Raw genomic sequence first — 24,861 nt, forward strand, 5'->3', positions numbered from 1 at the left:
AGTTCGCTTGATCGCCACGACCGAAGACGGCCGCTCACTCGAGGTCAGGGTGCGGCACGAGGTGCTGCGCATCGAGCCGTGGGGTGACGGCAGCCTGCGCGTGCGCGCCGGACGGCACCGCATCCTCGACGACGTCCCGGGCGCGCTGCTGCCCGCCAAGCCGTCCGCCGCCACCGCGGAGGCCGACGGGCGGCACGGCCGGGTCGTCAACGGCGCGCTCACCGCGATCGTCGAGATCGCCGACACCGACACCGGCATCGACACGCAGCTGAAGTTCGTCCGCACCGACACCGGCGAAGAGCTGCTCTCCGAGCAGCGCGCGCACTTCTGGTGGCCGGGCGCGCGGCTGTTCATGCCCTCGCGCAACGGCTACGGCCGGCTGGAACAGCGGTTCACCGCCTACGACGACGAGCGGATCTTCGGCCTCGGGCAGCGCACGCACGGCCGGCTCGACCAGAAGGGCCTCGTGCTGGACCTGGTGCAGCGCAACGCCGAGGTGTCGGTGCCGTTCCTGCTGTCCAGCCGCGGCTACGGGTTCCTGTGGAACAGCCCCGCCGTCGGCCGCGTCGAGCTGGCCGCCAACGGCACCCGCTGGGTCGCCGACGACGCCCGGCAGATCGACTACTGGATCACCACCGGCGACGACCCGCGCCAGATCCTCGGCCACTACGCCGACGCGACCGGGCACGCGCCGATGCTGCCGGAGTGGGCGGCCGGGTTCTGGCAGTCGAAGCTGCGCTATCGGACGCAGGAAGAGCTGATGTCGGTCGCGCGCGAATACCACTCGCGGGGCCTGCCGCTGTCGGTGATCGTGACGGACTTCTTCCACTGGACGCACCTCGGCGACTGGAAGTTCGACTCGGCCGACTGGCCCGACCCGGCGGGCATGGTGCGCGAACTCGGCGAGCTGGGCGTCAAGCTGATGGTCTCGGTGTGGCCGTCGGTCAACCCGCTGTCGGAGAACTACCGCGAGCTGCACGAGAACGGTCTGCTGGTCGCCACCGAGAACGGCGTTCCGTTCCACGCGCCGTGGAAGGACAAGGGCTTCGACGTCGAGATGCCGGTGGCGTTCTACGACGCGACGAACCCCCAGGCGCGGCAGTTCGTCTGGAGCAAGGTCAAGGAGAACTACTACGACCTCGGCGTCCGCGCGTGGTGGCTGGACGGCGACGAGCCGGAGATCCAGCCCGGCCACCCGCACAACCTCGGCTTCCACGCCGGCCCGGGTGCCGAGGTGTTCAACCTCTACCCGCAGGCGAACGCGCAGACGTTCCACGACGGCATCCGCGCCGAGGGCGACGACGAGGTGGTGCTGCTGTCCCGCTCGGCGTGGGCGGGCAGCCAGCGCTTCGGGGCGGCGCTCTGGTCGGGTGACGTCGGGGCGACGTGGGCGTCGCTGCGCGCGCAGGTCCGGGCCGGGCTCAACGTGGCGCTGGCGGGCATCCCCTGGTGGACGACGGACATCGGCGGCTTCCACGGCGGCGACCCGGACTCGCCGGAGTACCGCGAGCTGATGGTCCGCTGGTTCTCCTACGGGGTGTTCTGCCCGCTGTTCCGCCTGCACGGCTTCCGCGACCCGCGGCCGGCGTTCGGGCCGGAGATGACCGGCGGCCCGAACGAGGTCTGGTCGTTCGGCGAGCCCGCGTACGAGGCGATCACCGCGTCCCTGCGCCTGCGGGAGCGGCTGCGGCCGTACCTGATGGAGCAGATGCGGATCGCCCACGAGCAGGGCATCCCGCCGATGCGGCCCGTGTTCGTCGACTTCCCGGCGGACCCGGCGGCCTGGGACGTGGACGACCAGTTCCTGCTCGGCCCGGACGTGCTGGTGGCGCCGGTGCTGGAGCCGGGGGTCACTTCGCGGCAGGTGTACCTGCCGGTCGGAGCCACCTGGACGGACGCGGTGACCGGCACCCGGTACGAGGGCGGCGACCGGGTCGAGGTGCCGGCACCGGCGGAGCGGATCCCGGTGTTCCTCCGCGACGGGGCGGACCTGCCGATCCGCGAGGGGTAGCGGCTACTGCTCCCGCAGCTCGACCCACGGCTGCGGCTCGGGCTCGCCCGGTGCCCAGCCCGGCGGCCAGGTCCGGATCACGTCGGCGTCGGTCCGGACCTGCGCCCCGGCGAAGTCGAACTCGGCGGCCGTCACGCCCGTGAAGTCCACAGGGCCGGCGAAGTACGCCCCGGCGAAGCTCGCCTTGCCGACTTCGCAGCCGCGCAGGTCCACCGCGTAGAGCACCAGATCGTCGAAGTCGAGGTCCATCCCGGGCCAGAACCGCGGCGACCAGGGACGCAGGTGGGGCAGCAGGCGCCGCCACAGCTCGGCCTGCCACGCCGGCTGGTCCGGCCACTCGTACTCGAACTCGGCGAGGAACTCGTCGACGCACTGCTGGCGGCGGTCGGGGTGGCCATCGGCATGCTCGGCGAAGGAGTCCAGCGCCGCCAGCCGAGCGGTGTAATCGTCGGCCAGGAGCCGGGCTTCGACTTCCTCGGGCACCGGTTCGGGCGGCGCAGACGGCGTGAGCACGTCCACCGGACGGTCCCGGCGGAGGAGCAGCCACGCCGCGACCGCGCCGGAGACGGCGCCGATCAACGCGAGGATCACGAACGGCGTGACGGTCGACATGCGGGAATTGTCCCGTGCCGGCGGTCTTCACGACACCGGTTTAAGGCGCACCCGGCCCGGCGCACGACGCCGGCCGGCCTGCGGGCGAGCGGGAACCGGGGCACCCGGTTCCCGCTCCCGGAAGTCAGGCGGACTTGATCGCGGAGATCTCGAACTCCAGCGTGACCTTGTCGCTCACCAGCACGCCACCGGTCTCGAGCGCGGCGTTCCAGGTGATGCCGTAGTCCTTGCGGCTGATCGTGGTGGAGCCCTCGAAGCCGATCCGGTCGTTCCCGAACGGGTCCTTGGCCGAGCCCTCGAACTCGAACGGGACGGTCACCGAGCGGGTGACGTCCTTGATGGTCAGGTCGCCGGTGACGTCGAAGCTGGTGTCGCCGGTCTGCTTGATCTCGGTCGAGGTGAAGGTGATCTGCGGGTACTCGTCCATCGACAGGAAGTCGTTGCCCTTGAGGTGCCCGTCGCGGTCGGCGTTGCGGGTGTCGATGCTGGTGGCCTGGATGGTCACCTGGACGCTCGACTTCTCCGGCACGTCGCCGTCGATGGTCGCGGCGCCGGTGAACTCGTTGAAGCTGCCGCGCACCTTGGTCACCATGGCGTGCCGGGCGACGAACCCGATCCGCGAGTGGGCGGCGTCGAGGGTGTATTCGCCGGTCAGCTGGGGGTAGGTGGTCGCGCTGGTCATCGCTGTTCTTCTCTCCTCGTGGTGGCGCCCCCCGGTGATTGAGGGTTCAACAAGACTGTACCCGATTTTGCTGGTTGCGCAAGCAAGCTTTCGGTAGACTTGCCGGTATGGGTGATCTGTCCGCGCTCGGCCCCGAGGAAACCGCCTTCTGGCGGCCGCTGATGCGCATCATGACGGCGCTGCCGCGCGCCCTCGAGGACCAGTTCCTGCCCGAGACGGGCCTCGCGATCACCGACTACGGGGTGCTGGTGGCGCTGTCCGAAGCGCCGGGCCGGCTGCTCCGCATCTCGGCGCTGGCCGCCACCACCGGGCTGTCGCTGAGCCGGATCAGCCGGGTCGTCGACGACCTGGCCCGCCGCGGCCTGGTCGAGAAGCGCCGCTGCGCGGAGGACGGCCGCGCGTCCAACGCCGTGCTGACCGAGGCCGGATTGGCCAGACTGGAGGCGGCCTACCCGAGCCACCTCGCCCGCGTGCGGGCTTCGGTGTTCGACCACCTGAGCGCCGAGGACATCCGCACGGCCGGGCCGGTGCTGGCCCGGCTGGCCGCGGCACTGGAGGCCGCTCCCCCGACCGACGACTGCTGAGACCACCGAGACTGCCGAGGAAGCCGATGAGCGACAAGGGCGAGTACAAGCGCGACCTGAACTACCTGCCGGACCGCATCACCGCCGACGGCCGCGACGGCTGGCCGGTGGAGCCGGGCCGCTACCGGCTGGTGGTCGCACGGGCCTGCCCGTGGGCGAACCGCGCGGTGATCGTCCGGCGGTTGCTGGGCCTCGAGCCGGTCCTGTCGATGGGCATCGCCGGCCCGGTCCACGACGAGCGCAGCTGGAGCTTCGACCTGGATCCCGGCGGCCGCGACCCGGTCCTCGGCATCGAGCGCCTGCAGGAGGCGTTCTTCAAGCGCGACCCGGACTACCCGCGCGGCATCACGGTGCCGGCCTTCGTCGACGTCCCGAGCGGCAAGGTCGTCACGAACGACTTCGCGCAGATGACGCTGGACATGTCCACCGAGTGGACCGCGCACCACCGTTCCGGAGCACCGGAGCTGTACCCGGAGAAGCTGCGGGACGAGATCGACGACGTGGCGCAGAAGGTGTTCACCGACGTCAACAACGCGGTGTACCAGTGCGGGTTCGCTCGTTCCCAGGAGGCGTACGAGCACTCCCACCGGAAGTTGTTCGCCCGGCTGGACTGGTTGTCGGAGCGGCTGGCGGACCAGCGCTACCTCGTCGGCGACACGATCACCGAGGCCGACATCCGGCTGTTCACGACCCTCGTCCGGTTCGACGCGGTGTACCACGGTCATTTCAAGTGCAACCGCCACAAGCTGGCCGAGCTGCCGGTGCTGTGGGCGTACACGCGCGACCTGTTCCAGACGCCCGGGTTCGGCGACACGATCGACTTCGCGCAGATCAAGGAGCACTACTACGTGGTGCACGAGAACGTGAACCCGACCGGGATCGTGCCGCTGGGCCCGGACGTGTCGGGCTGGCTGACCCCGCACGGCCGCGAGCAGCTGGGCGGCCGCCCGTTCGGCGACGGGACACCGCCGGGCCCGCCGCCGGAGGGCGAGCGGGTGCCCGCGCTCTGAGTTCTCGGTTACGGTGATCGCCATGGAACGCCTGCGCGATCGCCGAGTCCTGGTCACCGGCGCCGGTTCCGGCATCGGCCGGGCGACCACGTTCCGCCTGATGGCGGAGGGTGCCCGGGTCATCGGCACCGACGTCTCCGAAGAAGGCCTGATCGGCACCCAGCAGGCCGCGCCCCTCGGAGGCTTGACGACGTACGCCATGGACGTGGCCGACGAAGAATCGGTGAACTCCGGGGTGGCCGCGGCGATCGACGTGCTCGGCGGCCTCGACGTCCTGGTCAACGCGGCCGGGATCCTGCTGGCGTCGCACACCCACGAGACATCGCTGGAGTTGTGGAACCGGGTGCTGGCGGTGAACCTGACGGGCACGTTCCTGGTGACGCGCGCGGCCCTGCCGTCCCTGCTGGCCTCGGAGCACGGCGTGGTGGTGAACTTCAGTTCGACATCGGCCTCGTTCGCCCACCCGTACATGGCGGCGTACTCCGCGAGCAAGGGCGGCATCCAGGCGTTCACGCACTCGCTGGCCCTGGAGTACGGAAAGCAGGGCCTGCGCGCGGTCAGCATCGCCCCGGGCAGCGTGAAGAGCGGCATCACGGACTCGGCGGCGAGCTGGCTCCCCCAGAACGTCGACTTTTCCCTGTTCGGCCGGTTGCTCCCACTCCTGCCGACCGACCACACCACGGAGGTGGGCAACGCGGTGGCGGCCCCCGAGACGGTGGCGGGAGTGGTGGCCATGCTCGCCTCGGAAGACGGCAAGTTCATCACCGGCACCGAAATCCGCATCGACGGCGGCACGCACACGTGAGCAGGCCCGCGATGTCTTGATGCCGCGAAGTCCGAGCGCGGCTCGTGGATCCAGGCTGGAAGGGTGCCGGCAATCGGGCCGCGCCGGCGGGGCACCGGCACCGGCTGCCCACCGCTCTGTTCGACGCCTCGGCGCCACTTCATCCGCCTCCGCATCCGCGCCTGAGGAATTGTCAAGACCTGTGGATCGGCGGGGGCGGCGGCGGACCGTCTCCCGGTGGTTGGCGATCTTCCTTCCTGAGTCGGGACGTAGCGGCCAGGCGACGAAGGATGTGCCTGGAAGTCTTACGGCACCGGACGGCAGGACCGCCGAGGAGAACCGCTTGTCGTTGACCCGCGGCTCGTGGTAGCCGTTGCGGACGACCAGACGGTGGCCCTGCTCGTCACGCTGGGCGCGGCCGGACCTACATCGCTCGGGCCGAACGACGAGCACGCCGTAGCGCGTGGGTGTGGGCCCGTAGCCGTGTGGCTGCGGGCCTTTCCCGTGTTCAGGCTGCGAAGGGCAGCGGTTCGTGCAGGTTGTTGCGCCTGGGTTTTCGGCGCCTGTCGATGAACACCGGCGGAAGGAACTCGGGCAGACCATCGGCGGCGATCCGGACCTCCCACCCGGAGCGGTGCAGCAGCCGGTGGTGGTGAGCGCACATCAGCACCAGGTTGCCGAGATCGGTCGGACCACCGTCAGCCCAGTGGCGAATGTGGTGGCCTTGGCAGTGCCGGGGTGGCCGATGACAGCCAGGGAACGCGCAGCCACGGTCCCGTAAGAACAGGGCCCGGCGGAGTCCGGCGGAAATCAACCGCCGGAGCCGTCCCAGGTTGAGAGGTTCACTCTTCTCACCCAGCACGGCGGGGATGATCATGGCGTCGCAGGCGTGCACGCGGGCTTCGGCGGCCGAGATGGTGCCGGTGTCGCCGAGGGTCGCCTGACCGACCCCAGACTTCAACTCCTCCAGAGACACCGCGACCATCACATGCGCTCGCTCCCCCGCCTGCATCGGCAACTCCGGCGAGTTGAGAGCCAGGTCGATCGCGTCGGAGAAGGCATCACCGTAACGCTGCGGCAGCGTACGAAGGTCAGGGCCCTCATCGCTGGTGCGGCGTTCGGCCAGGGCATCCAGCAGGGCGCTGGCGCGGGTGCCGGTCTCGTCATCGAACCTGGCGTTCAACTCCCAAGTGCCGGACCGTCGGCGCCGCAGGAACAGCTCCCGCGGCGGGATCACCGGGTCGGCGACGGCGGGTTCCTCACCGTCAGGGGCCAGGTGGGCAAGGATGCGAGCCCCCAGCGCAGCGACCTGCTTGTGCCCGGCCTCGGCGGCAAAAGCCAGCAGGTCGGCCTCGGCGCGGTCGTGGTGCTCGGGCGGAACCTGGCCGAGGACATCGGTGATCACATCGATCATCGGGTTACTCAACCGCCCCGCCCGGGCAGCAACACCGGTCGCCGGAGCCAAGGCGGAAATCGGGCTGCCGTCGAGGGTGCGGCCGGGGTTGAGAGCACGGGCCCGCTTCACGATCCGTTCAGCGGCGGACTTGGGGATATCGGCCAGCTGCTCCAGCAACCGTGCAACAGAGCGGTAACCGAACAGCTCCATCACCCCACGCCGCTCAACCTCCACCAACACAGCACCCAGCTCCGCCTCAGCAGACCGCATACACGCCACCAGCTCACCGATGCGATCGGCCAAAGCCACCGCATCAGAAGAAGAGGAAAGCACTGCGCTGCTGGTCATACCTCCAAACTACCAACCATCGAACACCCGTTCATCACACGAAAGGGTGCACCTGTGAAGGGAATGTCGATAGTTGTTGGCAGCCAAGGGTTTCCCGCGCTGGGACGCGGCAGCATCCGCGGCACCGCAGCCGGTGCAGGCGATGCTCGGCCACCGACGGACGCACCTCGGGCAGGTCCACCACCTGCCGACAGGTCACCCCGACCTCGTCGCGGGGGCGCAGCCCGGTGCGGCATCCCGAACACAACGATGGCACGTGATCCACGATCTGATCGGGGTCCTCCACCAGCGACAGGCTCACCTCCCGGCGCTCCCGGCTGCTTACCCCGCTTGCGGTTGACCCTGCCACGCAACGACCTCGGTGCCGGCTTGCTGAACCGGTCCGACGACGGCATCGACGAGTTACCCGAATTCACCCCCGAGGCGACGTTTCAGCTGGGCGACCTCGTCCCCCAGCCGGCCGATCTCCTCCCGCGCACGCGTGAGCTCCACCGCCTGCGCTGCAACCAGTGCAACCAGCTCGTCATACGACGGGCGAACACCGAACGGGTACGAACCCACCGACCGTCCGGACCCCAGAACTCCAAAACGCGCCCAGCCGGATCTAGGCCATCAAGTGGCCTAGATCCAAGCCACCCTGACAACCATGGATCCCTTCCACATCACCATCCCCCAGCAAGACCTCGACGAACTGCGCCGCCGTCTGGCGACGACCCGCTGGCCCGGCGAACTTCCCGATGCCGGCTGGGACTACGGCGTCAGCGAGTCCTACCTGGCTGAGCTCGTCGGCTACTGGCAGGACGGTTTCGACTGGCGGGCACAGGAAGCCCGGCTCAACGAGTACCCGCAGTTCACCACCACCATCGACGGCCAGCGCATCCACTTCCTGCACGTGCGCTCCCCCGAACCCGACGCCAAGCCACTGATCGTCACCCACGGCTGGCCGAGCACGGTCGCGGACTTCCTGAAGATCCTCGGCCCTCTCACCGACCCGCGGGCCCATGGTGGTGACCCGGCCGACGCTTTCCACGTCGTCGCGCCGTCGGTGCCCGGGTTCGCCTTCTCCGGTCCGACGCGCGAACGCGGGTGGAACACGCACCGGACCGCGCGGGCGTGGGCCGAGCTGATGAACCGGCTCGGCTACGAACGTTACGGCGCCCACGGCGGGGACTTCGGCAGCATCGTCTCCCCCGAACTCGGCCGCGTTGCGCCGGCGGCGGTGGTGGGTGTGCACGTCAACGCCGTGGCGAACGCCGGGGTGCCGACCGCGCCCGGCGATCTGGACCGGCTGTCCGAAGAGGACCGGAAGCGGGCGCAGGAGAACGAAGCCTGGTGGTACGGCCACTCCGGCTACGCCACCCAGATGGCCACCCGTCCGCAGACCCTCGCCTACGCGCTCAACGACTCCCCCGCCGGGCAGCTCGCCTGGAACCTCGAGTGGTTCGTCGACTGGGATCCCACGGCCACGAACCAGACCCCGGTGAGCCGGGACGCCGTCCTCACGAACGTGACGATCTTCTGGCTCACCGGCACCGCCGGCTCGGCCGCACGCCTCTACCTGGAGGCCGGTCAGGACGGCTGGGGTGAGCGGCCCGCGCCCTCCGGTGTCCCGACCGCCGTGGCGAACTTCCGGGGCGACCACGCGATCCGCGGGCTGGCCGAGCTGTCGAACACCGTGACGCGCTGGTCGGAGTACGACACCGGTGGGCACTTCGCGTCGCTGCAGGCGCCGGACGTGCTCGTCGACGACATCCGGGCGTTCTTCCGGGAGCTCTAGTCCGCAGTGGAGGCTCGGCGGCGGCGTTTGTCCACGGCGCCGTCGAGCAACGGCCGCAGTTCCTCGACCACCGTGTCGAGCGGGGCGACGTCCCGGTGCGCCCGGGCCAGCACGATCGCGCCCTCCAGTGCGCTGAGCACCAGCACGGCCAGCGACGCGCTGCGGGCCGGGGGCACGCCCAGCTGCTCGAGGGTGGCGGCGACCGGGCCCTGCCACCCTTCGAACGCCTTGCCGACCGCCTCGCGCAGGCTGTCGCTGGTGGCCGCGGTGTCGGCGACCGTGGCCACCAGCGGGCAGCCGGCGTCGAACCCGGACGTGGTGAACTCGTCGGTCCACTGGGCGGCCATGGCCGCGAACAGCTTCCCCGGAGTCGGGTCCTCGAGCTTGGCCGCGACGCGCGCCACGCGCCGGGCTGCGTAGTCGCCGGCCCAGGTGACGGCTTCGGTGATCAGCTGGTCCTTACCGCCCGGGAAGTAGTGCTGCAGGGACCCCCGCGGGGCTTCGGCGTGGGCGACCACGTCCCGCATGCCGGTCGCCCCGACACCGTGGATCCGCACCAGCTGCGCGGCACTGAGCACCATCCGCTCGCGCGGTGTCCTGGTCATCGGCTGCCTCCTTCATGACGTCCGTCATGGTAGCCCAGTCCGGCACGACCAGCGCGAAGTCGCGTTCGCCGCGCTCGTACGACGGCAGCGGCCGGAAGCCCTGGCCCAGCAGCAGCGCCTCGGCGCCGGCGTTCCCGGCCTGCACCGTGGCGCGCACGGTCCAGCCCGGCCAGCGCCCGGACGCCCACAGCCACCGGCTGAGCGCGCTGCCGATCCCCCGCCGCTGCCACGCATCGGCGACGAGGACCCCAACCTCCGCTTCCCCCGGCGTCTGCGAGACGAAGTTGAGCAGCCCCACCGGAGTGCCGCCGCGGACGGCGAGCAGCGCGACGCCGTCGGGGGGCCCGGCGAGCAGAAAGCTCTGGTAGCGCTGGAAAACCTCGGCCGGGCGAGCCGGTCCGCCCATCAGGAACCGGCGCCGGAGACTGTCCGGCGAGCAGGCCGCGACGAGGGCGGCGACGCACTCGCGATCCGCGGAGCGGACCTCTATGACAGTGGTCATAGACCCATCAGACCACAGTGGCGCGAAAAACTCCATGACAGCCGTCATAGCGCAGTGCGGACCCCGCGATTCGCCCGGCGGAGCCGCGGGTACGTTGCCGTGGCCGCGCTCCCCCACCGCGAAAGGCGTCCGACGATGCAGCTCTACGCCGAACGGCCGATCCGCCGTACCGCCCAGCTCGTCAGCGATCTGCTGGCCGTGCTGCTCGTCGTCCTCGCGGTGTGGCTGGGGACTTCGGTGTACGACGAGGTCATGAAACTGCGAGCACCGGGTGACGGGCTCGTCGACGCGGGCACCGGCCTGCGCGGCACCTTCGACTCCGCGGCGAACTCCGCCGACGGGATCCCGCTCGTCGGCGACGCGCTCGCGCGGGCACTGCACGGCGGTTCGGACGTCGGGACCAAGCTCACGGACGCCGGCCGCTGGCAGATCGAGGCCGTCGAAAACCTGGCCTGGTGGATGGCGGCGATCATCATCGCCCTGCCGGTGCTCGCCCTCGTGGTCACCTGGCTGCCGCTGCGCTGGCACTACACCCGCCGCGCCACCGCGGCCGCGCGGCTGCGGGCCCTGGGCGACGAAGGGCTCGACCTGCTCGCGCTGCGGGCGCTCGCCACGCAGCCGTTGGGACGCCTGGCTTCCGTGGGCGAGCCGGCCACCGGCTGGCGGGCGCGCGACCGGGACGTCATCGAGAAGCTCGCCGGGCACGAACTGGCCCGGCACGGGCTCGCTCCCTGAGCCGGAGGTCTCCCCGCCGGCGCTCGGGACACCCCGGCCCGGTGGCCGCCCGGATCCCCGGCGGGCGGCCACCGGGTCTGCCCGGCGCCGGCGTCACTTCGCCGGCGGGTTCACCGCCGCGGCGACGTCGGCGATCGTCTTCGCGTCGACCAGCCCGGTGTCCTCGAGGACCGTCATGTGGTCGAGGACGGTCTGGTTCGCCTGGGTCGCGTGCCGCCGGATGACGTCGTTCTGCGTGCCCGCGCGGACTTCGGCGATGGTCGCGAAGATCTTGCCGTGCGACTCGCGCAGCACGTTCGCGAACAGCTTGTCGAACTCCGCGCCCTTGGCGTTGGTCAGCTGGCGGACCCAGTCCTGCTGTTCGGCGGTCGCCTTGTCCGGCAGCGCCACACCGAGCATCTTCGCGTCCTCGCGGACGAGCTGGTCGAGGTGCGAGTGCCCGTCCAGCAGGTGCAACCCGGCGCGCTTGACCTGTTCACTGCTGGCGTTGGTCTGCGCGAGGTCACCGGCGGGGATCTCCCAGAGCCCGGCTTGGCGGACCTTGACCAGGAACGTCTTGTCGAGCTCGGTGACCGGGCCGGCGCCGGCGATGTTCTCGGCCCCGGCCTGGGCGGCCGAGCCCATCTGCATGCCGGGCATGTTGTGCGCCGGGACCTCCGCCTGCGTCGAGCCGGGCGTGGTCTGGGCGTTGGCGTTCAGCACCATGACCGAGCCCACGCCGAGCACGGTGAGCGTGGCCACGACGACCAGCGCGGTCCGGACTTTGGCACGGCCCGTCATGCCACGGTGATCCGGCATGCTTCCTCCTTTTGACGGCAGTTCGGTACCGGGTACACGGATGCCGCCGCGGGGAGGTTCAGCGAATTCCGGGGAATTTTCGTTGCGCACCAACGTAATCAGTACGTAAGGATTCGCCGGGCAGCGAAAAGGGAAGAGCGGCCACGGTCGGCCGGACCACCACGGCCGACGCCGGGGATGTCCATCTTGACCGATGCTCTTGCGGTTGGCAAGTATTGCGCCATGCAACCCCCCGAAGACGCGGCGCCGGACGCCGACCCGGACGTGGCCGCCCTCGACGGCCTCACCGTGGTCCTGGTCGGGATCGCGTGGGAATGCGCGCACGCGGCGCCGCCCGAGGTGTCCTTCCCGCAGTCGAGGCTGCTGCTCGTCCTCGACCGCCTCGGCCGGGTCCCGAGCTCGCAGCTGGCGGCGGCGATGGGGGTCAACGCGTCCTCGGTGACCAGGCTGGCCGACCGCCTGGAAGCCATGGGGTACGTGGTCCGCGGCCGCAGCCCGGGCAACCGCAGCGTCGTCACGCTGGAGGTGACCGAGGCCGGGCACGAGATCGTCGCGCGGATGCTCGCCCTGCGGCACGCCGCGCTGGGGGCGCTGCTGGACAAGCTGCCGCCGTCGCAGCGGAAGGCCGCGGGCACGGCGGCCCGGCAGCTGCTGCACGCGGCCGCCGCCACCCCGGCGCTCGGCCCGGGCGCAATGTGAGGGCGGGACCGGCAGCGGGCCGCGTGCCGGGCACGAGCCGAACCTGCGCGAAGTGTCCGATGTGGACGGCGGAGGCCGCGGCCGTCCGGCCGCGGCCTTCGCCGTCTCCCGAGGTCAGGAACCGGTGGGACCGGTCCAGCCGTCGGGCACGTGGCCGACGCGGACCCGCTGCGGGTGATCACCGACCGGCACGGACAGGAGCTTCCGTCCGGTCGCGAAGTCGATCGCGGTGACCTGGTCGGCGCCGGCCTCGGAGATCACGCAGGCGCTGCCGTCGCCGCTGACCGTCGCCCAGTACGGCTTCGACGCGGACACCAGCGTGCCCTGCTGCAGGGACGCGCGGTCGACGACCGTGGCGTAGTCGTCCATGGTCCCGGCGACGCAGAGCTTGGTCCCCGCCGGGTTCATCGACATGCCGTGGTGGCGGGAGTCGTTGACGTAGGTCTTGCGATCGTTGCTGGTGGCCGGGTTCTTCGGCAGTTCCTTGATCCGCGTGATCTTGTCGGTGGCCACGTCGTACTCGGCGAAACCGTTGAAGAACGACACCTGGAAGTACAGCTTCGACCCGTCCGGGGTGAACGCGACCGGGCGCACGGCGTCCGAGAGGTCGCTGCGGCCGAAGGCGTCGAGCCGCTGGCGCATGTCGATCACCTTGACCTGGCGGAAGGTCGCGGCGTCGACCACGGTGATGCGCCGGTCCCCCTTGGTGAAGTCCCAGCCCGGGTCGTCGAGGTCGGTGTTGACCTCGCCGATCGACATGTTCCACAGGTACCGGCCGCCGTCGGTGAACACGTTCTCGTGCGGCTTGTCCCCGGTGGCGAAGGACCCCACCTGCTGCCCGGTGACGATGTCCAGCACGTGCACGGTGTTGCCCGTCGAGGCGGAGACGGCGACGCGGCGGCCGTCCGGCGAGACCGCCATGTGGTCGGAGCGGAAGCCCGACACCGGGAAGCGCCAGTTGATCCGGCCGGTGGTCAGGTTGATCGAGACGACGTCGGCGAAGCTCGGCCGCGACGCCACCACCGAACCGCCGTCCGGCGTCGTGTACATGTCGTCGACGAACTGGTCGTGCCCTTCGCCGGGCCCGTTGCGGATGCCGAGGAAGAAGGCCAGCTTGATCGGGTTGAGGTAGATCTCCGTCAGCCGCTGGTCCTTGTCGGGGATGATGTTCACCCGCCCGACGCGGGCGAACGAGCCGCGGGACTGGATGACGTCCGCCGTGCCTTCCCAGTTGTTGCCGACGAACATCACCTCCCGCAGGGCCGCCGGGGCGCCGGTGGCCGGCACCGCGGCGCCGGTCGCCAGCAGGGCGACGGAGGCGGTGAGCCAGGCCAGGCGGGAGAGGTACGACCGATTCCGACGGGAGTTGCGCACGGGGAACACCTTTCGGCACTGAAGAGGTGTGGTGACCTTCGGTCGATGGATTTCGCGAAGGAACGGGGTTACTGTCCGGTATCGTCACGATAACCGGCCACCGGAGCCGCTCCGGTAGGGCCGCTCGCCCAACATCGCGGCCGCGGTGTTGTGGCCTTGCCACAACGGGAGGGTGCCGTGCCGGCCTCGCCGCTGCTCCGGCAGGTGCTGGACGCGATGGCCGCGGACGAGACCGTGCTCGACGAGCTCGTGAAGGCCGCGCGCAGCCAGTCACCCGAGGTCGCGCGGCTGCCCGAGGCCGAGAACCGGCGGCACGTCCAGTTCCTGCTGTCGGCCGCGCTGCGCGCGACCACGAACCCCGACAGCGCCGACTACACCACCGCCGAGGCGCTCGGCGCCGACCGGGCCGCGCAGGGTGTCCCGCTCACCGACCTGCTGCGCGGGGTCCAGGCCGGGCGCACGCTCGCGGCCCGCTTCGCCGTCGAACGCGCGCGGGCCGCCGGCCTGCCCGACGACGTCATCCTCGAAACCGTCCTCGACGCCGAGCGCTACACCGGCGCGCTGGAGCGGCACATCGTCAAGGGCTACCACGCCGCCGAACTGCAGCGGTCCCGGACGGTGCGCGACGCGCGAACCCAGTTGCTGCGCACTTTGCTGCTCGCCGGGGACCCGCCGGCGCCGGAGGAGCTCCGGCAGGCGGGGCTGCGTCCCGAAGGCCGGTACTCCTGCGTGGTGTCCGACGTCAGCGACCCGGCGCGGGCGCGCACGCTCGAACAGGCACTCCTGGAGTTCGGCGGGGTGTACGGGCTGGTCGAGGGCAGGCTCACCGGCTTGGCGGCGCGCCCGCCCACCGGCGTCGCGCTCGCCGACGGCGTCCTGGTGGTCGTCGCGCCCCCGGCCGCCCTGTCCGAGCTGCGGGAAGTGCACCGGCTCGGCACGGCCGCGGCGCGCATCGCCGGTCCGGGCTACCACGACCTCACCGAACTGGCGGGCGAGATCGCGCTGACGGCCCAGCCGCTGCTCGCGGACCTGCTCGCGACCGGCCTGCTCGGTGCGCTCGACCCGGGCAACGCGTTCCACCGCGAGCTGGCCGCGACGGCGCTGGCCTACCTCGACCACGGCCAGCGCCTGCGCCCCACGGCCGAAGCACTGCACCTGCACCCGAACACGGTCCGCTACCGCCTCGACCGGCTGGCCGAGCTCACGCCGGTGGCCCTGCTGGAGCACAGCGGCGGCCGCGTGCTCGACGCCGTGCGCTGGTGGTGGGCACTGCACCACTGGCTCGCCTGCCGATAAGGTCGCCCCCCATGGCAGAGCTCCGCCGGATGCCGGCGTCGCTCGAGGAGCTGACGGAGGTCGCGGCGAAGGTCCGGGCGGCACGTCAGACCCGGTGATCGCGGTAAAGCGGGTCAGCATCTCACTTACCGCTCACGACGGCCACGGCAGACCGCGCACCCGCGCCGAGGAACGCCAGCAGCCGTTCGCCCTCCTCGGTGATTTCCGCTCGCTCCCGCGCCGTGAGCCGGTCGTGCGCGGTGACCTCCAGCCGGTCGGCGTGCAGCCGCCAGTCCGCGCGGAAGAAGCCGTCCACCAGCAGCGTCCCCCGGGAAGCGCCGTTGCCCGGCGGCAACGGGACCCGGCGCCCGGGCGGGAGGACCCGGGCGCGGTCGGCGTGGGCGAGCAGGACGTTGTCGTACTCCGGCAGGAACCGCGCCGGAGCCGGGGTGTCCGGGTCCGGGAGCAGACCGTCTTCGACGTCGTGGAGCACCTCGCCGGACTCCGCGCGGAACGTGCGCAGGCCCATCGGCTCCACGATCTCCCGCAGCTTCGTCAGCCCCGACCACGCCTGGACGTCGGCGACCGAAGCCGGGCCGAACGCCCGCAGGTACCGCCGGACCACGTCCTCCAGCGACGGTGCGTCGGCCAGCGGGCGGCCGAGCCAGCCTTCCAGGGTGGTCAGCGTGGCCGGGCCCGTCGAACCCCACACGCCGCGGGGTGTCACCTGCGCGGTCGGCACCAGGTAGCCGACCGCGTACGAGAGCGCTTCGGCGTCGTGCTCCGGCCACCGGGTGGCCAGCGCGTCCTGCAGCTGCCGCCGGGTGCGGGGCCGCTCGTCCAGCAGCCGACGGCCGAAGCGCGCCACCTCGCCGAGGTCGGCGTCGCCGATGCGGCGGCCGAAGTGACCGGTGTAGCCGCCGGCCACCACGCGCTGGACCAGCGGCCGCAGCACCCGTGCGTCCTCGGCGAGGACCAGGTGGACGGTCCCCCGCATCAGCAGCCCGCGCACGGCGTGGCGGCCGGTGATCAGGGACGCCAGCTCGTCCGGCCGGAACCGGGCGAGCCGCGTCCACAACCCGACGTACGGCGCGAGCGGCGCCTGCGCCTGCATCCCGACGAGGTGCCCGAGCACCGCCGCGGCGGGCAGCGACGCCCGCTCGAGGAGGTGCTGCCGCGCGAGCAGCGCGCGGTTGAGCGCGCGGGCGTTCACGGCCGCAGCCCGCGGAAGAACGCGCGGACGTCGGCGACGAGCAGCTCGGGCTCCTCCATCGCCGCGAAGTGACCGCCCTCGGCGAACTCCGACCAGTGCGCGATCTTCTCGTCGGGGTCCATGATCCGCCGGACCACCGGTGAGGTGTTGAACACCGCCCAGCCCGCCGGGACGTCCGAGGGCGCCAGCCACCCGTGCGCCGCGTGGGCGGCCTCGTAGAGGAACCGGGCCGCGCTCGCGCCGCTGCGGGTGAACCAGTAGAGGCTGACGTTGGTCAGCAGCCGGTCGCGGTCGACGCCGCCGGTGCCGGTCCACGCCTCGAACTTCTCCGCGATCCAGGCCAGCTGCCCGACCGGGGAGTCGGTGAGCGCGGCCGCGATCGTCTCGGGCTTGTGCGACTGGAGGTCGAGGTAGCCGCGGCCGGCCCGCCAGGCCGCGCGGGCGGCGTCCAATTCGGACTGTTCGGCCGCGGACAGGCCGTCCGGCAACGGCAGCTGCTCGCCGGCGAGGGCGATCGTGCCGCGGTCGCTGTTGACGTGGGTGCCGATGACGCGGTCCGGGTACAGCGCCGCCAGCCGGCCGGTGACGCCCGCGCCGAGGTCGCCGCCCTGCGCGGCGAACCGGTCGTAGCCGAGCCGGGTCATCAGCTCGGCGAACGCGCCGGTCGTCCGGGCCAGCTCCCAGCCGGGGCCGCTCAACGGCGTCGAGAACCCGAACCCGGGCACCGACGGGACGACGACGTGGAACGCGTCCGGGCCCGGCTCGGTCAGCGGGCCGATGACGTCGAGGAATTCGGCGATCGAGCTGGGATAGCCGTGCGTGAGCAGCAGCGGCATCGCGTCGGCCTGGGCCGAGCGGACGTGCAGGAAGTGGATGGTCTGGCCGTCGATCACGGTCGTGAACTGCGGGAACGCGTTGAACGCCGCTTCCTGGGCCCGCCAGTCGAAGCCGTCACGCCAGTACTCGGCCAGGGCCTGGACCTCGGACGCCGGGATGCCGCGGGACCAGTCCGGCTCGTCGCCGGGCACCGGCGCGGCGAACCGGGCCGAGGCCAGGCGGCGGTGCAGTTCGGCCAGCTCGGCCTGCGGGATGTCGATGCGGAAGGGGCGGATTTCGTTCGTCATGGGAAGCACGCTAGGAGCCATTGCGGAAGACTTCCTTCCGCGATTCGTGCGATCCTCGAAGAATGTTGCAGACCTCCGCCCGCCTCCTGCGGCTGCTGTCGCTGCTCGAAACGCGGCGCGACTGGACCGGCGCCGACCTGGCCGGACGGCTCGGTGTCACCACGCGCACCGTCCGCACCGACATCGGCAAGCTGCGGGAGCTCGGCTACCCGGTCGAAGCCGCACCCGGCGTGCAGGGTGGCTACCGGCTGGGCGCGGGCGCGCAGCTCCCGCCGCTGCTGCTGGACGACGACGAAGCCGTGGCCGTCGCGGTCGGGCTGCGGACGGCGACGGGGGTCGCCGGCATCGCCGAGACGTCGGTGCGGGCACTCGCCAAGCTGGAGCAGGTGCTGCCGTCGCGGCTGCGGCACCGGGTGCGGGCGCTGCAGACCGCGACGGTCGCGGTGCCCGGGGCCGGCCCGGCCGTCGACGCCGACGTGCTGACCGCGATCGCGGCGGCGATCCGGGCGAGCGAGCGGCTGCGCTTCGACTACACGAGCCACCAGCGCACGCCGAGCCGCCGCGACGTCGAGCCGCACCGGCTGGTCAGCTGGGGACGGCGCTGGTACCTGGTCGCCTGGGACACCGCCCGCGACGACTGGCGCACCTTCCGCGTCGACCGGATGACGCCGAAGGTGCCGAACGGCCCGCGGTTCGCCCCGCGCGAGCCGCCGGAGGGCGACGTCGCGCAGTTCGTCCAGCGCAGTGCGGGCGCGGCGACCTGGCGCTTCCACGCCCGGGTGCGGCTGCACGCGCCGGCCGGGCACGTCCGGGCGCGGCTGCCGATCGCCGTGGACGTGACGCCCGAGGGCCCGGACCGCTGCGTCGCCGAGGTCGGGTCGGACAACGCGTCGATGCTCGGGCTGTACCTGGGCCTGCTCGACGTGGACTTCGAAGTGCTGGACGCGCCGGAACTCGCCGCGGCACTGGCGAAGACGGGCGAACGGTTCCTGCGGGCGGCTACCGCAGCGAGTCCGCCAGCTCCTGGATGATCGCCAGCTGCTCCCGCACGCCGACCTCCATGCCGGACTGCAGGATCGTGTCGCGCAGTTCCTTGCTCCCGGTCTCGGTCAGCAGCTCCACGCGCGTGCGGTCGCCGTCGAGGGCGGTGAAGGTGACCGTGTTGAGCGGGCCGTCCACGGATTCGAGGTCCACCCCCGGCATCTCGAACACCTCGGTGTAGACGATCCGTTCGTCCGGCACGATCTCGCGGTACTCGCCGTGGAAGCCGACCTCGGCGCCGTCGCCGGTCTTCAGCACGTACCGCCAGCGGCCGCCGGGCCGCAGGTCCAGCTCGACCTCGGTGGTGGTGCCGCGGTGGCCGCTCCACCAGCGCCGCACCAGTTCCGGCGTGGTCCACACGCGGTAGACGAGGTGCTTCGGCGCGTCGAATTCGCGCGTGATGAGGATGCGGTCGTCGGCGGGGGTGCTGATCTCCACGTCACTGCTCCTGTTCCTTGAGTTCTTCGAGGACCTCGTCCATCAGGTCGAACCGCTCCGCCCACGTCCGTTCGTAGCGCTTGACCCAGTCGTGGATGGGCTTGAGCGCGGCGCCGTTGAGCCGGTAGAGCCGCTGGCGGCCGTCGCCGCGCACGTCCACCGCGCCGACTTCGCGCAGCACCCGCAGGTGCTTCGACACCTGGGGCTGGGCCAGGCCGAGCAGGTCGACGAGGTCGCCGACCGACCGCTCGCCGCCCATGAGGACGTCGAGGATCTGCCGCCGCCGGGGTTCGGCGACCGCGTTGAAGGTGTCCGCCGTCGTCGCTGCTCGTGCCACGCGGTCATCATATTCCCATATGGGTATACGTCAAGCCCGCATCCTGGGCACGCTGGGCGCGCGCCGGTTCGCCTGCTCTCGGCGTCGCACCACCGGCTGCCGCGGCACCAGAGGCCGTCGATGGCGCGGCCGCCGCGCAAGATCAGGCGGCGGGTCGGCGTCGAAGAGCATGAGGTGCGCGGCTTCCCCTGCTTCACCGTCCGCCGCGCGGGGAGCAGGCGTGCGATCTGCACGTCGTTCACCTGCACGGCGGTGGTTACGTCGAACAGGTCGAAAAGCACCACTGGCAGTACGCCGCCGATCTGGTCGCCCGGCTCGGCTGCGCGGTGACGCTGCCGGTGTACCCGCTGGTGCCGCACCACGACCACACCGCCACCATCCCGGTGGTCCAGGCCGCCTACGACGAGATCGAGGCCGAGCGGGTCGTGGTGACCGGCGACTCCGCGGGCGGGGCGCTGGCACTGGCGATCGCCCAGAACCTGCGCGCCGACGGGCGGCCGCAGCCCGAACGGCTGATCCTGTACTCGCCGTGGCTGGACGTCCTGCTCGAGGACCCGGTTTCGGAACTGCTCGACGAGACCGACCCGATGCTCGGCATCGCCGGGCTGCGCGAGGCCGGCCGGATGTACGCCGAAGGCACGAACCCCCGCGATCCGCTGGTCAGCCCGATCCACGCGGACCTGACCGGGCTCGCCCCGATCACGCTGTTCATCGGGACCCGGGACGTCCTGCTGCCGGACGCCCGCCGCTTCGCCGAGCGGGCCGGCGAAGCGGGCGTCGAGCTGGACTACCGCGAGTACCCCGGCATGTTCCACAACTGGCTGATGCAGGCGATCCCGGAGGGCCGCGAGGCGATGAACCACGTCGAGCGGCTCCTGCGGCGGCGGCCGGTCACCGCCCGTTCCGCGCCAGGCCCCGGAAGCAGTCCCAGGCGCGGCTGACCAGCGCCGGGTGCGTCCGCAGGTCGATCACCGTGCGCGCCAGTGCCGCCGCCGAGGCCAGCATCGCCACCCGGCCGCGCGGACCGGCCGCCGCGGCCGCGAACTCCGGGGTGTGGTCCGACATCTCCTCCGCCGTGATCGCCACGAACGGGTGGATCGCCGGGACGCGGACGCTGACGTCGCCGATGTCCGACGACCCGAGGAAGACCCCCGGCGCCGGCGGGGTCGCGTGGATCCCGCACGCCGCCAGGTGCTCGGTGAACCGCTCCGAGAGCACCGGGTTGTCGCGGAAGTGCGCGTACCCGCGCCCGAGGCGTTCGACGTCGACCTTCGCCCCGGTCGCCAGCGCCGCGCCGTCCGCGCACGTCGTCACGTCCTCGACCAGCCGGTCCAGCGCGTCGGTCGTCAGCGCGCGGAGCCCGAACCGGGCTTCGGCCCGGTCGGGGACGATGTTCGTCGCCTCGCCGCCGTGGGTGATGATGCCCTGGACGTGCGCTCCGGCGGGCAGCCGCTGGCGCAGGGCCGAGATGGCCCCGAACGCCTGGATGAGCGCGGCGAGGGCGTCGATGCCGTGCTCCGGGTCGCCGGTCGGGTGCGCGGCCCGGCCGTGGAAGGTCACCTTGAGCTCCACCTGCGCGGTCAGCGGGGCCCACGACCACGAGTGGACGCCGGGGTGGACCATCAGGGCCGCGTCGACGTCGTCGAAGACGCCCGCCTCGGCCATGGCGACCTTGCCGCCGCCGCGTTCCTCGGCCGGGGTGCCCACCGCGAGCAGCGAGCCCGGCGCGTCCCCCAGTACCTCCTTGGCGGCCAGCGCGGCCCCCAGGCCGGCCGCGGCGATCAGGTTGTGCCCGCAGGCGTGCCCGAGGCCGGGCAGGGCGTCGTATTCGAGCAGCAGCGCCACGCACGGCCGCCCTTCGCCGGCCCGCGCGACGAACGCCGTGGGGAGCCCGGCGATCCCGGTTTCCACCTCGAAGCCGTCCGCGGCCAGTTCACCGGTGAGCCGCTCGGCGGCGGCGTACTCCTCATAGGACAGTTCCGGCCGCTCGTGCAGCGCGGTGGCGACGGCCCACAGCCGCTCGTCCAGGTGCTCGATGCGCTCGTCGGCCCGCTCGTGCAGCTCCTCGTGCCACTCCATGCCCTCCGGCATACCCCAACCACGCACGGTCATGCCACCGCGTGTTTCACGCGGGCCGCGTCTCGCCGTCGCCGGCCCGCACGAAAAGCGGCTGGTGCCGCGGCACGTCCACAAGTCGGTGATCTCCGGGCTGATCGTCAGCGGCGTCCGCCCGGTGTGGGTGCGGCCGCACTGGGACGGCGAGCAGCACCTGAGCCACCCGCCGGGCCCGCGCGAGTTCGCGGAAGCCTACGAGAGCGACCCCGAGGTCAAGGGCGCCCTGCTGGTGACCCCGACCGACTACGGCACCTGCGGTGACATCGCCGCGGTGGCGCAGTGGTGCCACGAACACGGGCTGCCGCTCATCGTCGACGAAGCCTGGGGCGCGCACCTGCCGTTCCACGACGGACTGCCGCAGTGGGGCATGGACGCGGACGCCGACGTGTGCGTGACCAGCGTGCACAAGATGGGCGCGGCGGTCGAGCAGAGCTCGGTGTTCCACCTGCAGGGCGACCGGGTCGACCCGGACGTGCTGAAGGCGCGTGAGGACCTGCTGGGCACGACCAGCCCGAGCTCCCTGGTGTACGCGGCACTGGACGGGTGGCGGCGGCAGATGGCCGAACAGGGCAAGGAACTGCTGGACGGCGCCCTCACGCTCGTGCAGTCGGTGCGCGGCCGGCTGACCGAGCTGGGCCTCACGGTGCTGCACGACGAGTTCCTCGGCCCGGACCTCGCCGACTCGGTGGATCCACTGAAGGTCGTGCTCGACCTCGACCCGCTGGGCATCAGCGGGTACCAGGCCGCCGACTGGCTGCGCGAGCACCGGCGCGTCACCGTCGGCCTCTCCGACCACCGCCGGATCGTGGCCCAGTTCAACCACGCCGACGACGCCAAGACCGCGGGCACGCTGATCGACGCAGTCGACGCGTTGCGGAAGGTCGCGCCCTCGTTCGAGAAGCCGCCGAAGGTGGACCTGCCGTCGCCGCGGGAGCTGGAACTGGAGACGGCGATGCTGCCGCGTGACGCGTTCTTCGGCGAGGCCGAGCAGGTGCCCGTGACGGAGGCGGCGGGCCGGATCGCGGCCGAGATGATCACGCCGTACCCGCCCGGATCCCCCGGCGTCCTGCCCGGCGAGGTGCTCACCCGGCCGATGCTCGACTACCTGCGCAGCGGGCTCGGCGCGGGCATGCAGCTGCCCGACCCGGCCGACTCCGAGCTCAAGTCGATCCGGGTCGTCGCGAAGCACTGACCCCCGCAGAGGAAGAGGGGGCACTTTCACGTGAAAGTGCCCCCCTCTCTCCGGGGTTTCAGGCTTTGGCGCTCTTGAGGTCCAGGGGGTTCTTCGGCGCCTTGGAGCGGGCGTCGATCATGCGCTGCCCCAGCTCCTGCAGCTGCTTGCGGCCCAGCGCCGAGCGGACCTCGGGGAACCACTCGTCCTCTTCCTCTTCGACGTGGTGGCGGACGTTCTCGGTGAGCACGGTGACCTTGGCGTCGAAGGTCTCGTCCTTCGGGTCCATCCCGAGCAGCTCCGACAGCATCCACACCACGACGTGGTGCTCCTCCACGCTTTCGAGGACGTGGTCCTTGGTCTCCGGCACGGCTTCCCGCGCCGCCGGGTAGAAGATCTCCTCCTCGATGTAAGCGTGGACGGTCAGCTCTTCGATGATGGAGTCGGCGATCCGGCGCTTCTCGTCGTACGCGTCCTCCCCCGCCTTCTCGAATTGCTTGAAGAGCTTCTCCACGGTCTTGTGGTCGTTCTTGAGCAGCACGATCGCGTCGGTCGACATGAGCGGGCGAATACCCGCTCACCACGCCGGAAAACGCGTTTGCCGGAACACCCGTACGGGTATCCAGGCGGTCCCCGACCCCCAGGAGAACACCGGTGAACCAACCGACGGGCGACGTGCTGACGTTCGGCATCGAAGAGGAGTTCTTCGTCGTCGATCGCCGTGGCCACCTGTCCCACGCCGGCGACGACGTCGTCGACGCGGCCGAAGCCGCCGGCGACGACCAAGGCGAGCTGCAGCACGAACTCACCCGGTCACAGGCGGAGGCGGCCACCGACGTCTGCCGGACCCACGCCGAAGCCCTGCGCCAGCTGCGCGGGCTGCGCGAAGACCTCTCCGGGGCCGCCCGGCGGCGCGGGTACCGCCTGCTGCCCGCCGGGTCCCCGCTGCTGTTCGAAGCCGACCCGCCCGTCATCACGCCGAACCCGCGCTACGAGCGGATGGCCGAGCACTTCGGAGCCACCGCGCGGACGTCGCTCACCTGCGGCTGCCACGTGCACGTCGCGATCCCGGACAAGGAAACCGGCGTCCAGGTGCTCAACCGGGTCCGGCCGTGGCTGCCCGCCCTGCTCACCGTGACCGCGAACTCGGCGATCGCCGACGGCTACGACACGGGCTACTGCAGCTGGCGCTACCAGCAGTGGAGCCGGTGGCCGTCGGCGGGACCGCCGCCGCGGTTCGCGTCACTGGACGAGTACGAAAGCATCGTCGACGGCTGGCTGCGCGCGGGCTCGATCCTCGACCGCGGGATGATCTACTGGGACGTCCGGCTGTCGGACAAACAGCCGACGATCGAGTTCCGCATCGCCGACGTCGCGGCCGCCCCGGAAGACGCGGTGCTGCTGGGCGTGCTGGCGCGCGGCCTGGTCGCCACCGCGCTGGCCGAGGACACGCCCGCACCGCACCTGTCGAACGAAGTCCTGCGCGCCCAGCTCTGGCGCGCCTCCCGGGAAGGGGTCACCGGCTGCTGCCCGCACCCCAAGAGCGGCGACCTGGAACCGGCGAAGGCGGTCCTCGACGACCTGGTCGAGCTGACGGCCCCCGCGCTGGAAGCCGCCGGCGACCTCGACTTCGCGCGGGAAGGAACGGCGCGCCTGGCCGCCGAGGGCGGCGGCGCCGACCGCCAGCGGCGCCGGTTCGCGGAGCGGCAGCGCGCCGAAGACGTCGTCGACCTGCTCACGGGAAGTTAGCGCACCATCCCCTGCAGGCGGTCGAGCAGTTCGAGGGCCCGGACCGCGGCGCGCGACTCGCCGGGGTCGACGACCAGGTGGACGCCGGCGGCTTCGGCGTGGCGGTGGGCGCGCAGCAGCACGCGGATGCCCGCGGCGCCGAGGAAACAGACGTTGCCGAGGTCGACGCGCAGGACGCCGGGGCGCGCGCCGATGTGCTCGTCCAGCACGGCCGCCAACCGGGCCACCGTGCTCAGGTCCACTTCGCCCGTGACCTCCACGACCACCGCGTCGGGGCTCTTCCAGCGGATGCGGCTGGCCAGGTCACCGTCGGACGGGGCGCGGGGCGAAGGCAGGCGGTGCACCGGCGGGGTGGCCGTCCCGGCCACCCGCAGCCGCTCGTGAGTCGTCATGGGTGCGAAGTACCCGCCGCGCGCTCACCGCGAAACAAGCCGGGCGCATTTCCACCGCCGGAGCGGGTACCCCCGCCGGACGCCCGTCC

27 protein-coding genes and 1 pseudogene are annotated in these 24,861 nt (G+C 71.8%); 12 read left to right on the forward strand and 16 right to left on the reverse strand.

The features are described 5' to 3' along the window. Positions 1 to 7 precede the first annotated feature (7 nt). The gene (locus tag ACLJQE_RS09930) at positions 8 to 2,011 is read left to right on the forward strand and encodes a TIM-barrel domain-containing protein (RefSeq protein WP_410638845.1); all 2,004 of its coding nucleotides are present in this window, start codon (positions 8 to 10) and stop codon (positions 2,009 to 2,011) included. 3 nt (positions 2,012 to 2,014) lie between these two features. On the opposite strand, the gene ACLJQE_RS09935 is transcribed toward ACLJQE_RS09930, so the two are convergent. Next, the gene (locus ACLJQE_RS09935; RefSeq protein ID WP_410638846.1) at positions 2,015 to 2,623 is read right to left on the reverse strand and encodes a hypothetical protein; all 609 of its coding nucleotides are present in this window, start codon (positions 2,621 to 2,623) and stop codon (positions 2,015 to 2,017) included. Positions 2,624 to 2,747: 124 nt separating this feature from the next. Then, entirely contained in the window at positions 2,748 to 3,305 is a 558-nt protein-coding gene (locus ACLJQE_RS09940) for a YceI family protein (protein WP_410638847.1), read from the reverse strand. A 107-nt stretch (positions 3,306 to 3,412) separates the two neighbouring features. Here ACLJQE_RS09940 and ACLJQE_RS09945 point away from each other — a divergent pair, with 107 nt between their 5' ends. Genes ACLJQE_RS09945 through ACLJQE_RS09955 form a run of 3 tightly spaced genes read left to right on the forward strand, consistent with a single transcriptional unit; the run spans position 3,413 to position 5,704 of the window. Continuing rightward, positions 3,413 to 3,889: a MarR family winged helix-turn-helix transcriptional regulator gene (locus ACLJQE_RS09945; protein WP_410638848.1), complete on the forward strand. Its 477-nt coding sequence runs from the start codon at positions 3,413 to 3,415 to the stop codon at positions 3,887 to 3,889. Between the two features lie 26 nt (positions 3,890 to 3,915). Continuing rightward, entirely contained in the window at positions 3,916 to 4,899 is a 984-nt protein-coding gene (locus ACLJQE_RS09950) for a glutathione S-transferase family protein (RefSeq protein WP_410638849.1), read from the forward strand. A gap of 22 nt (positions 4,900 to 4,921) precedes the next feature. After that, a complete protein-coding gene (locus ACLJQE_RS09955; protein ID WP_410638850.1) occupies positions 4,922 to 5,704 on the forward strand; it encodes an SDR family NAD(P)-dependent oxidoreductase in 783 nt (260 codons plus the stop codon). Between the two features lie 261 nt (positions 5,705 to 5,965). Here ACLJQE_RS09955 and ACLJQE_RS09960 read toward each other — a convergent pair. From ACLJQE_RS09960 to ACLJQE_RS09970, 3 genes and pseudogenes are all read right to left on the reverse strand, one after another. Continuing rightward, positions 5,966 to 6,094: pseudogene (locus tag ACLJQE_RS09960) on the reverse strand (IS256 family transposase); the annotation flags it as partial. A 97-nt stretch (positions 6,095 to 6,191) separates the two neighbouring features. Then, the gene (locus ACLJQE_RS09965) at positions 6,192 to 7,427 is read right to left on the reverse strand and encodes a DUF222 domain-containing protein (RefSeq protein ID WP_410638851.1); all 1,236 of its coding nucleotides are present in this window, start codon (positions 7,425 to 7,427) and stop codon (positions 6,192 to 6,194) included. A gap of 34 nt (positions 7,428 to 7,461) precedes the next feature. Then, the gene (locus ACLJQE_RS09970; RefSeq protein WP_410638852.1) at positions 7,462 to 7,776 is read right to left on the reverse strand and encodes an IS66 family transposase zinc-finger binding domain-containing protein; all 315 of its coding nucleotides are present in this window, start codon (positions 7,774 to 7,776) and stop codon (positions 7,462 to 7,464) included. A gap of 297 nt (positions 7,777 to 8,073) precedes the next feature. Here ACLJQE_RS09970 and ACLJQE_RS09975 point away from each other — a divergent pair, with 297 nt between their 5' ends. Beyond that, entirely contained in the window at positions 8,074 to 9,204 is a 1,131-nt protein-coding gene (locus tag ACLJQE_RS09975) for an epoxide hydrolase family protein (protein ID WP_410638853.1), read from the forward strand. On the opposite strand, the gene ACLJQE_RS09980 is transcribed toward ACLJQE_RS09975, so the two are convergent. After that, on the reverse strand, positions 9,201 to 9,722 hold the full coding sequence (locus tag ACLJQE_RS09980) for a TetR family transcriptional regulator C-terminal domain-containing protein (protein ID WP_410639172.1): 522 nt from the start codon (positions 9,720 to 9,722) through the stop codon (positions 9,201 to 9,203). The genes ACLJQE_RS09975 and ACLJQE_RS09980 overlap by 4 nt on opposite strands. After that, complete coding sequence (locus tag ACLJQE_RS09985; RefSeq protein ID WP_410638854.1) at positions 9,664 to 10,359, reverse strand: GNAT family N-acetyltransferase; 696 nt, start codon at positions 10,357 to 10,359, stop codon at positions 9,664 to 9,666. The genes ACLJQE_RS09980 and ACLJQE_RS09985 overlap by 59 nt, the downstream gene beginning before the upstream one ends. An 87-nt stretch (positions 10,360 to 10,446) precedes the next feature. Between ACLJQE_RS09985 and ACLJQE_RS09990 the strand changes: the two genes are divergently transcribed. Continuing rightward, positions 10,447 to 11,046, forward strand: a complete 600-nt coding sequence (locus ACLJQE_RS09990; RefSeq protein WP_410638855.1) for a hypothetical protein — start codon at positions 10,447 to 10,449, stop codon at positions 11,044 to 11,046. 93 nt (positions 11,047 to 11,139) lie between these two features. Here the strand turns inward: ACLJQE_RS09990 and ACLJQE_RS09995 are convergent, their stop codons facing one another. Beyond that, the gene (locus ACLJQE_RS09995; protein ID WP_410638856.1) at positions 11,140 to 11,844 is read right to left on the reverse strand and encodes a DUF4142 domain-containing protein; all 705 of its coding nucleotides are present in this window, start codon (positions 11,842 to 11,844) and stop codon (positions 11,140 to 11,142) included. Positions 11,845 to 12,066: 222 nt separating this feature from the next. On the opposite strand from ACLJQE_RS09995, the gene ACLJQE_RS10000 reads away from it, so the two are divergent. Then, positions 12,067 to 12,543, forward strand: a complete 477-nt coding sequence (locus tag ACLJQE_RS10000) for a MarR family winged helix-turn-helix transcriptional regulator (RefSeq protein ID WP_410638857.1) — start codon at positions 12,067 to 12,069, stop codon at positions 12,541 to 12,543. A gap of 114 nt (positions 12,544 to 12,657) precedes the next feature. Here ACLJQE_RS10000 and ACLJQE_RS10005 read toward each other — a convergent pair whose 3' ends face one another. After that, positions 12,658 to 13,791 carry a YncE family protein gene (locus ACLJQE_RS10005; protein ID WP_410639173.1) on the reverse strand — a complete coding sequence of 378 codons (1,134 nt, stop codon included), beginning with the start codon at positions 13,789 to 13,791 and terminating at the stop codon, positions 12,658 to 12,660. A 303-nt stretch (positions 13,792 to 14,094) separates the two neighbouring features. On the opposite strand from ACLJQE_RS10005, the gene ACLJQE_RS10010 reads away from it, so the two are divergent. Then, complete coding sequence (locus ACLJQE_RS10010) at positions 14,095 to 15,213, forward strand: helix-turn-helix domain-containing protein (RefSeq protein WP_410638858.1); 1,119 nt, start codon at positions 14,095 to 14,097, stop codon at positions 15,211 to 15,213. A gap of 121 nt (positions 15,214 to 15,334) precedes the next feature. On the opposite strand, the gene ACLJQE_RS10015 is transcribed toward ACLJQE_RS10010, so the two are convergent. Both ACLJQE_RS10015 and ACLJQE_RS10020 read right to left on the reverse strand, forming a co-directional pair. After that, positions 15,335 to 16,405 carry a winged helix DNA-binding domain-containing protein gene (locus ACLJQE_RS10015; RefSeq protein ID WP_410638859.1) on the reverse strand — a complete coding sequence of 357 codons (1,071 nt, stop codon included), beginning with the start codon at positions 16,403 to 16,405 and terminating at the stop codon, positions 15,335 to 15,337. After that, a complete protein-coding gene (locus tag ACLJQE_RS10020; RefSeq protein WP_410638860.1) occupies positions 16,402 to 17,529 on the reverse strand; it encodes an epoxide hydrolase family protein in 1,128 nt (375 codons plus the stop codon). The genes ACLJQE_RS10015 and ACLJQE_RS10020 overlap by 4 nt, the downstream gene beginning before the upstream one ends. 62 nt (positions 17,530 to 17,591) lie before the next feature. On the opposite strand from ACLJQE_RS10020, the gene ACLJQE_RS10025 reads away from it, so the two are divergent. Continuing rightward, a complete protein-coding gene (locus ACLJQE_RS10025) occupies positions 17,592 to 18,560 on the forward strand; it encodes a helix-turn-helix transcriptional regulator (protein ID WP_410638861.1) in 969 nt (322 codons plus the stop codon). Here the strand turns inward: ACLJQE_RS10025 and ACLJQE_RS10030 are convergent. Further along, entirely contained in the window at positions 18,529 to 19,008 is a 480-nt protein-coding gene (locus ACLJQE_RS10030) for an SRPBCC family protein (RefSeq protein ID WP_410638862.1), read from the reverse strand. The genes ACLJQE_RS10025 and ACLJQE_RS10030 overlap by 32 nt on opposite strands. Position 19,009: 1 nt before the next feature. Beyond that, positions 19,010 to 19,345, reverse strand: coding sequence for an ArsR/SmtB family transcription factor (locus ACLJQE_RS10035; RefSeq protein ID WP_410638863.1), 336 nt, complete (start codon positions 19,343 to 19,345; stop codon positions 19,010 to 19,012). A 242-nt stretch (positions 19,346 to 19,587) separates the two neighbouring features. Between ACLJQE_RS10035 and ACLJQE_RS10040 the strand changes: the two genes are divergently transcribed. Then, entirely contained in the window at positions 19,588 to 20,286 is a 699-nt protein-coding gene (locus ACLJQE_RS10040) for an alpha/beta hydrolase (RefSeq protein ID WP_410639174.1), read from the forward strand. On the opposite strand, the gene ACLJQE_RS10045 is transcribed toward ACLJQE_RS10040, so the two are convergent. Next, positions 20,237 to 21,457, reverse strand: a complete 1,221-nt coding sequence (locus tag ACLJQE_RS10045; RefSeq protein ID WP_410638864.1) for an amidohydrolase — start codon at positions 21,455 to 21,457, stop codon at positions 20,237 to 20,239. The genes ACLJQE_RS10040 and ACLJQE_RS10045 overlap by 50 nt on opposite strands. Between ACLJQE_RS10045 and ACLJQE_RS10050 the strand changes: the two genes are divergently transcribed. Next, the gene (locus tag ACLJQE_RS10050; protein WP_410638865.1) at positions 21,456 to 22,652 is read left to right on the forward strand and encodes an aminotransferase class I/II-fold pyridoxal phosphate-dependent enzyme; all 1,197 of its coding nucleotides are present in this window, start codon (positions 21,456 to 21,458) and stop codon (positions 22,650 to 22,652) included. The genes ACLJQE_RS10045 and ACLJQE_RS10050 overlap by 2 nt on opposite strands. A 58-nt stretch (positions 22,653 to 22,710) precedes the next feature. Here the strand turns inward: ACLJQE_RS10050 and ACLJQE_RS10055 are convergent, their stop codons facing one another. Then, positions 22,711 to 23,190, reverse strand: a complete 480-nt coding sequence (locus ACLJQE_RS10055; RefSeq protein ID WP_410638866.1) for a hemerythrin domain-containing protein — start codon at positions 23,188 to 23,190, stop codon at positions 22,711 to 22,713. Between the two features lie 95 nt (positions 23,191 to 23,285). Between ACLJQE_RS10055 and ACLJQE_RS10060 the strand changes: the two genes are divergently transcribed. Beyond that, positions 23,286 to 24,380, forward strand: coding sequence for a glutamate--cysteine ligase (locus ACLJQE_RS10060; protein WP_410638867.1), 1,095 nt, complete (start codon positions 23,286 to 23,288; stop codon positions 24,378 to 24,380). Here ACLJQE_RS10060 and ACLJQE_RS10065 read toward each other — a convergent pair. Continuing rightward, positions 24,377 to 24,772 carry an STAS domain-containing protein gene (locus ACLJQE_RS10065; RefSeq protein WP_410638868.1) on the reverse strand — a complete coding sequence of 132 codons (396 nt, stop codon included), beginning with the start codon at positions 24,770 to 24,772 and terminating at the stop codon, positions 24,377 to 24,379. The two genes, ACLJQE_RS10060 and ACLJQE_RS10065, sit on opposite strands and share 4 nt — an antisense overlap. Between the last annotated feature and the right edge of the window lie 89 nt (positions 24,773 to 24,861).

The sequence above is a fragment of the Amycolatopsis sp. lyj-346 genome (genome assembly GCF_046548975.1).
In the GTDB taxonomy this organism is placed as follows: Bacteria; Actinomycetota; Actinomycetes; order Mycobacteriales; family Pseudonocardiaceae; genus Amycolatopsis.

Bases quoted from the DNA above. Each gene is read 5' to 3' on its own strand.
- ACLJQE_RS09995 (WP_410638856.1), bottom strand. From the start codon at position 11,844: ATGCCGGATCACCGTGGCATGACGGGCCGTGCCAAAGTCCGGACCGCG.
- ACLJQE_RS09965 (WP_410638851.1), bottom strand. From the start codon at position 7,427: ATGACCAGCAGCGCAGTGCTTTCCTCTTCTTCTGATGCGGTGGCTTTG.
- ACLJQE_RS10065 (WP_410638868.1), bottom strand. From the start codon at position 24,772: ATGACGACTCACGAGCGGCTGCGGGTGGCCGGGACGGCCACCCCGCCG.
- ACLJQE_RS09950 (WP_410638849.1), top strand. From the start codon at position 3,916: ATGAGCGACAAGGGCGAGTACAAGCGCGACCTGAACTACCTGCCGGAC.
- ACLJQE_RS09945 (WP_410638848.1), top strand. From the start codon at position 3,413: ATGGGTGATCTGTCCGCGCTCGGCCCCGAGGAAACCGCCTTCTGGCGG.
- ACLJQE_RS10005 (WP_410639173.1), bottom strand. From the start codon at position 13,791: ATGTTCGTCGGCAACAACTGGGAAGGCACGGCGGACGTCATCCAGTCC.
- ACLJQE_RS10055 (WP_410638866.1), bottom strand. From the start codon at position 23,190: ATGTCGACCGACGCGATCGTGCTGCTCAAGAACGACCACAAGACCGTG.
- ACLJQE_RS10000 (WP_410638857.1), top strand. From the start codon at position 12,067: ATGCAACCCCCCGAAGACGCGGCGCCGGACGCCGACCCGGACGTGGCC.
- ACLJQE_RS09975 (WP_410638853.1), top strand. From the start codon at position 8,074: ATGGATCCCTTCCACATCACCATCCCCCAGCAAGACCTCGACGAACTG.
- ACLJQE_RS09955 (WP_410638850.1), top strand. From the start codon at position 4,922: ATGGAACGCCTGCGCGATCGCCGAGTCCTGGTCACCGGCGCCGGTTCC.
- ACLJQE_RS09985 (WP_410638854.1), bottom strand. From the start codon at position 10,359: ATGACGGCTGTCATGGAGTTTTTCGCGCCACTGTGGTCTGATGGGTCT.
- ACLJQE_RS09935 (WP_410638846.1), bottom strand. From the start codon at position 2,623: ATGTCGACCGTCACGCCGTTCGTGATCCTCGCGTTGATCGGCGCCGTC.
- ACLJQE_RS10025 (WP_410638861.1), top strand. From the start codon at position 17,592: ATGTTGCAGACCTCCGCCCGCCTCCTGCGGCTGCTGTCGCTGCTCGAA.
- ACLJQE_RS09990 (WP_410638855.1), top strand. From the start codon at position 10,447: ATGCAGCTCTACGCCGAACGGCCGATCCGCCGTACCGCCCAGCTCGTC.
- ACLJQE_RS09940 (WP_410638847.1), bottom strand. From the start codon at position 3,305: ATGACCAGCGCGACCACCTACCCCCAGCTGACCGGCGAATACACCCTC.
- ACLJQE_RS10045 (WP_410638864.1), bottom strand. From the start codon at position 21,457: ATGACCGTGCGTGGTTGGGGTATGCCGGAGGGCATGGAGTGGCACGAG.
- ACLJQE_RS10020 (WP_410638860.1), bottom strand. From the start codon at position 17,529: ATGACGAACGAAATCCGCCCCTTCCGCATCGACATCCCGCAGGCCGAG.
- ACLJQE_RS10050 (WP_410638865.1), top strand. From the start codon at position 21,456: ATGCCACCGCGTGTTTCACGCGGGCCGCGTCTCGCCGTCGCCGGCCCG.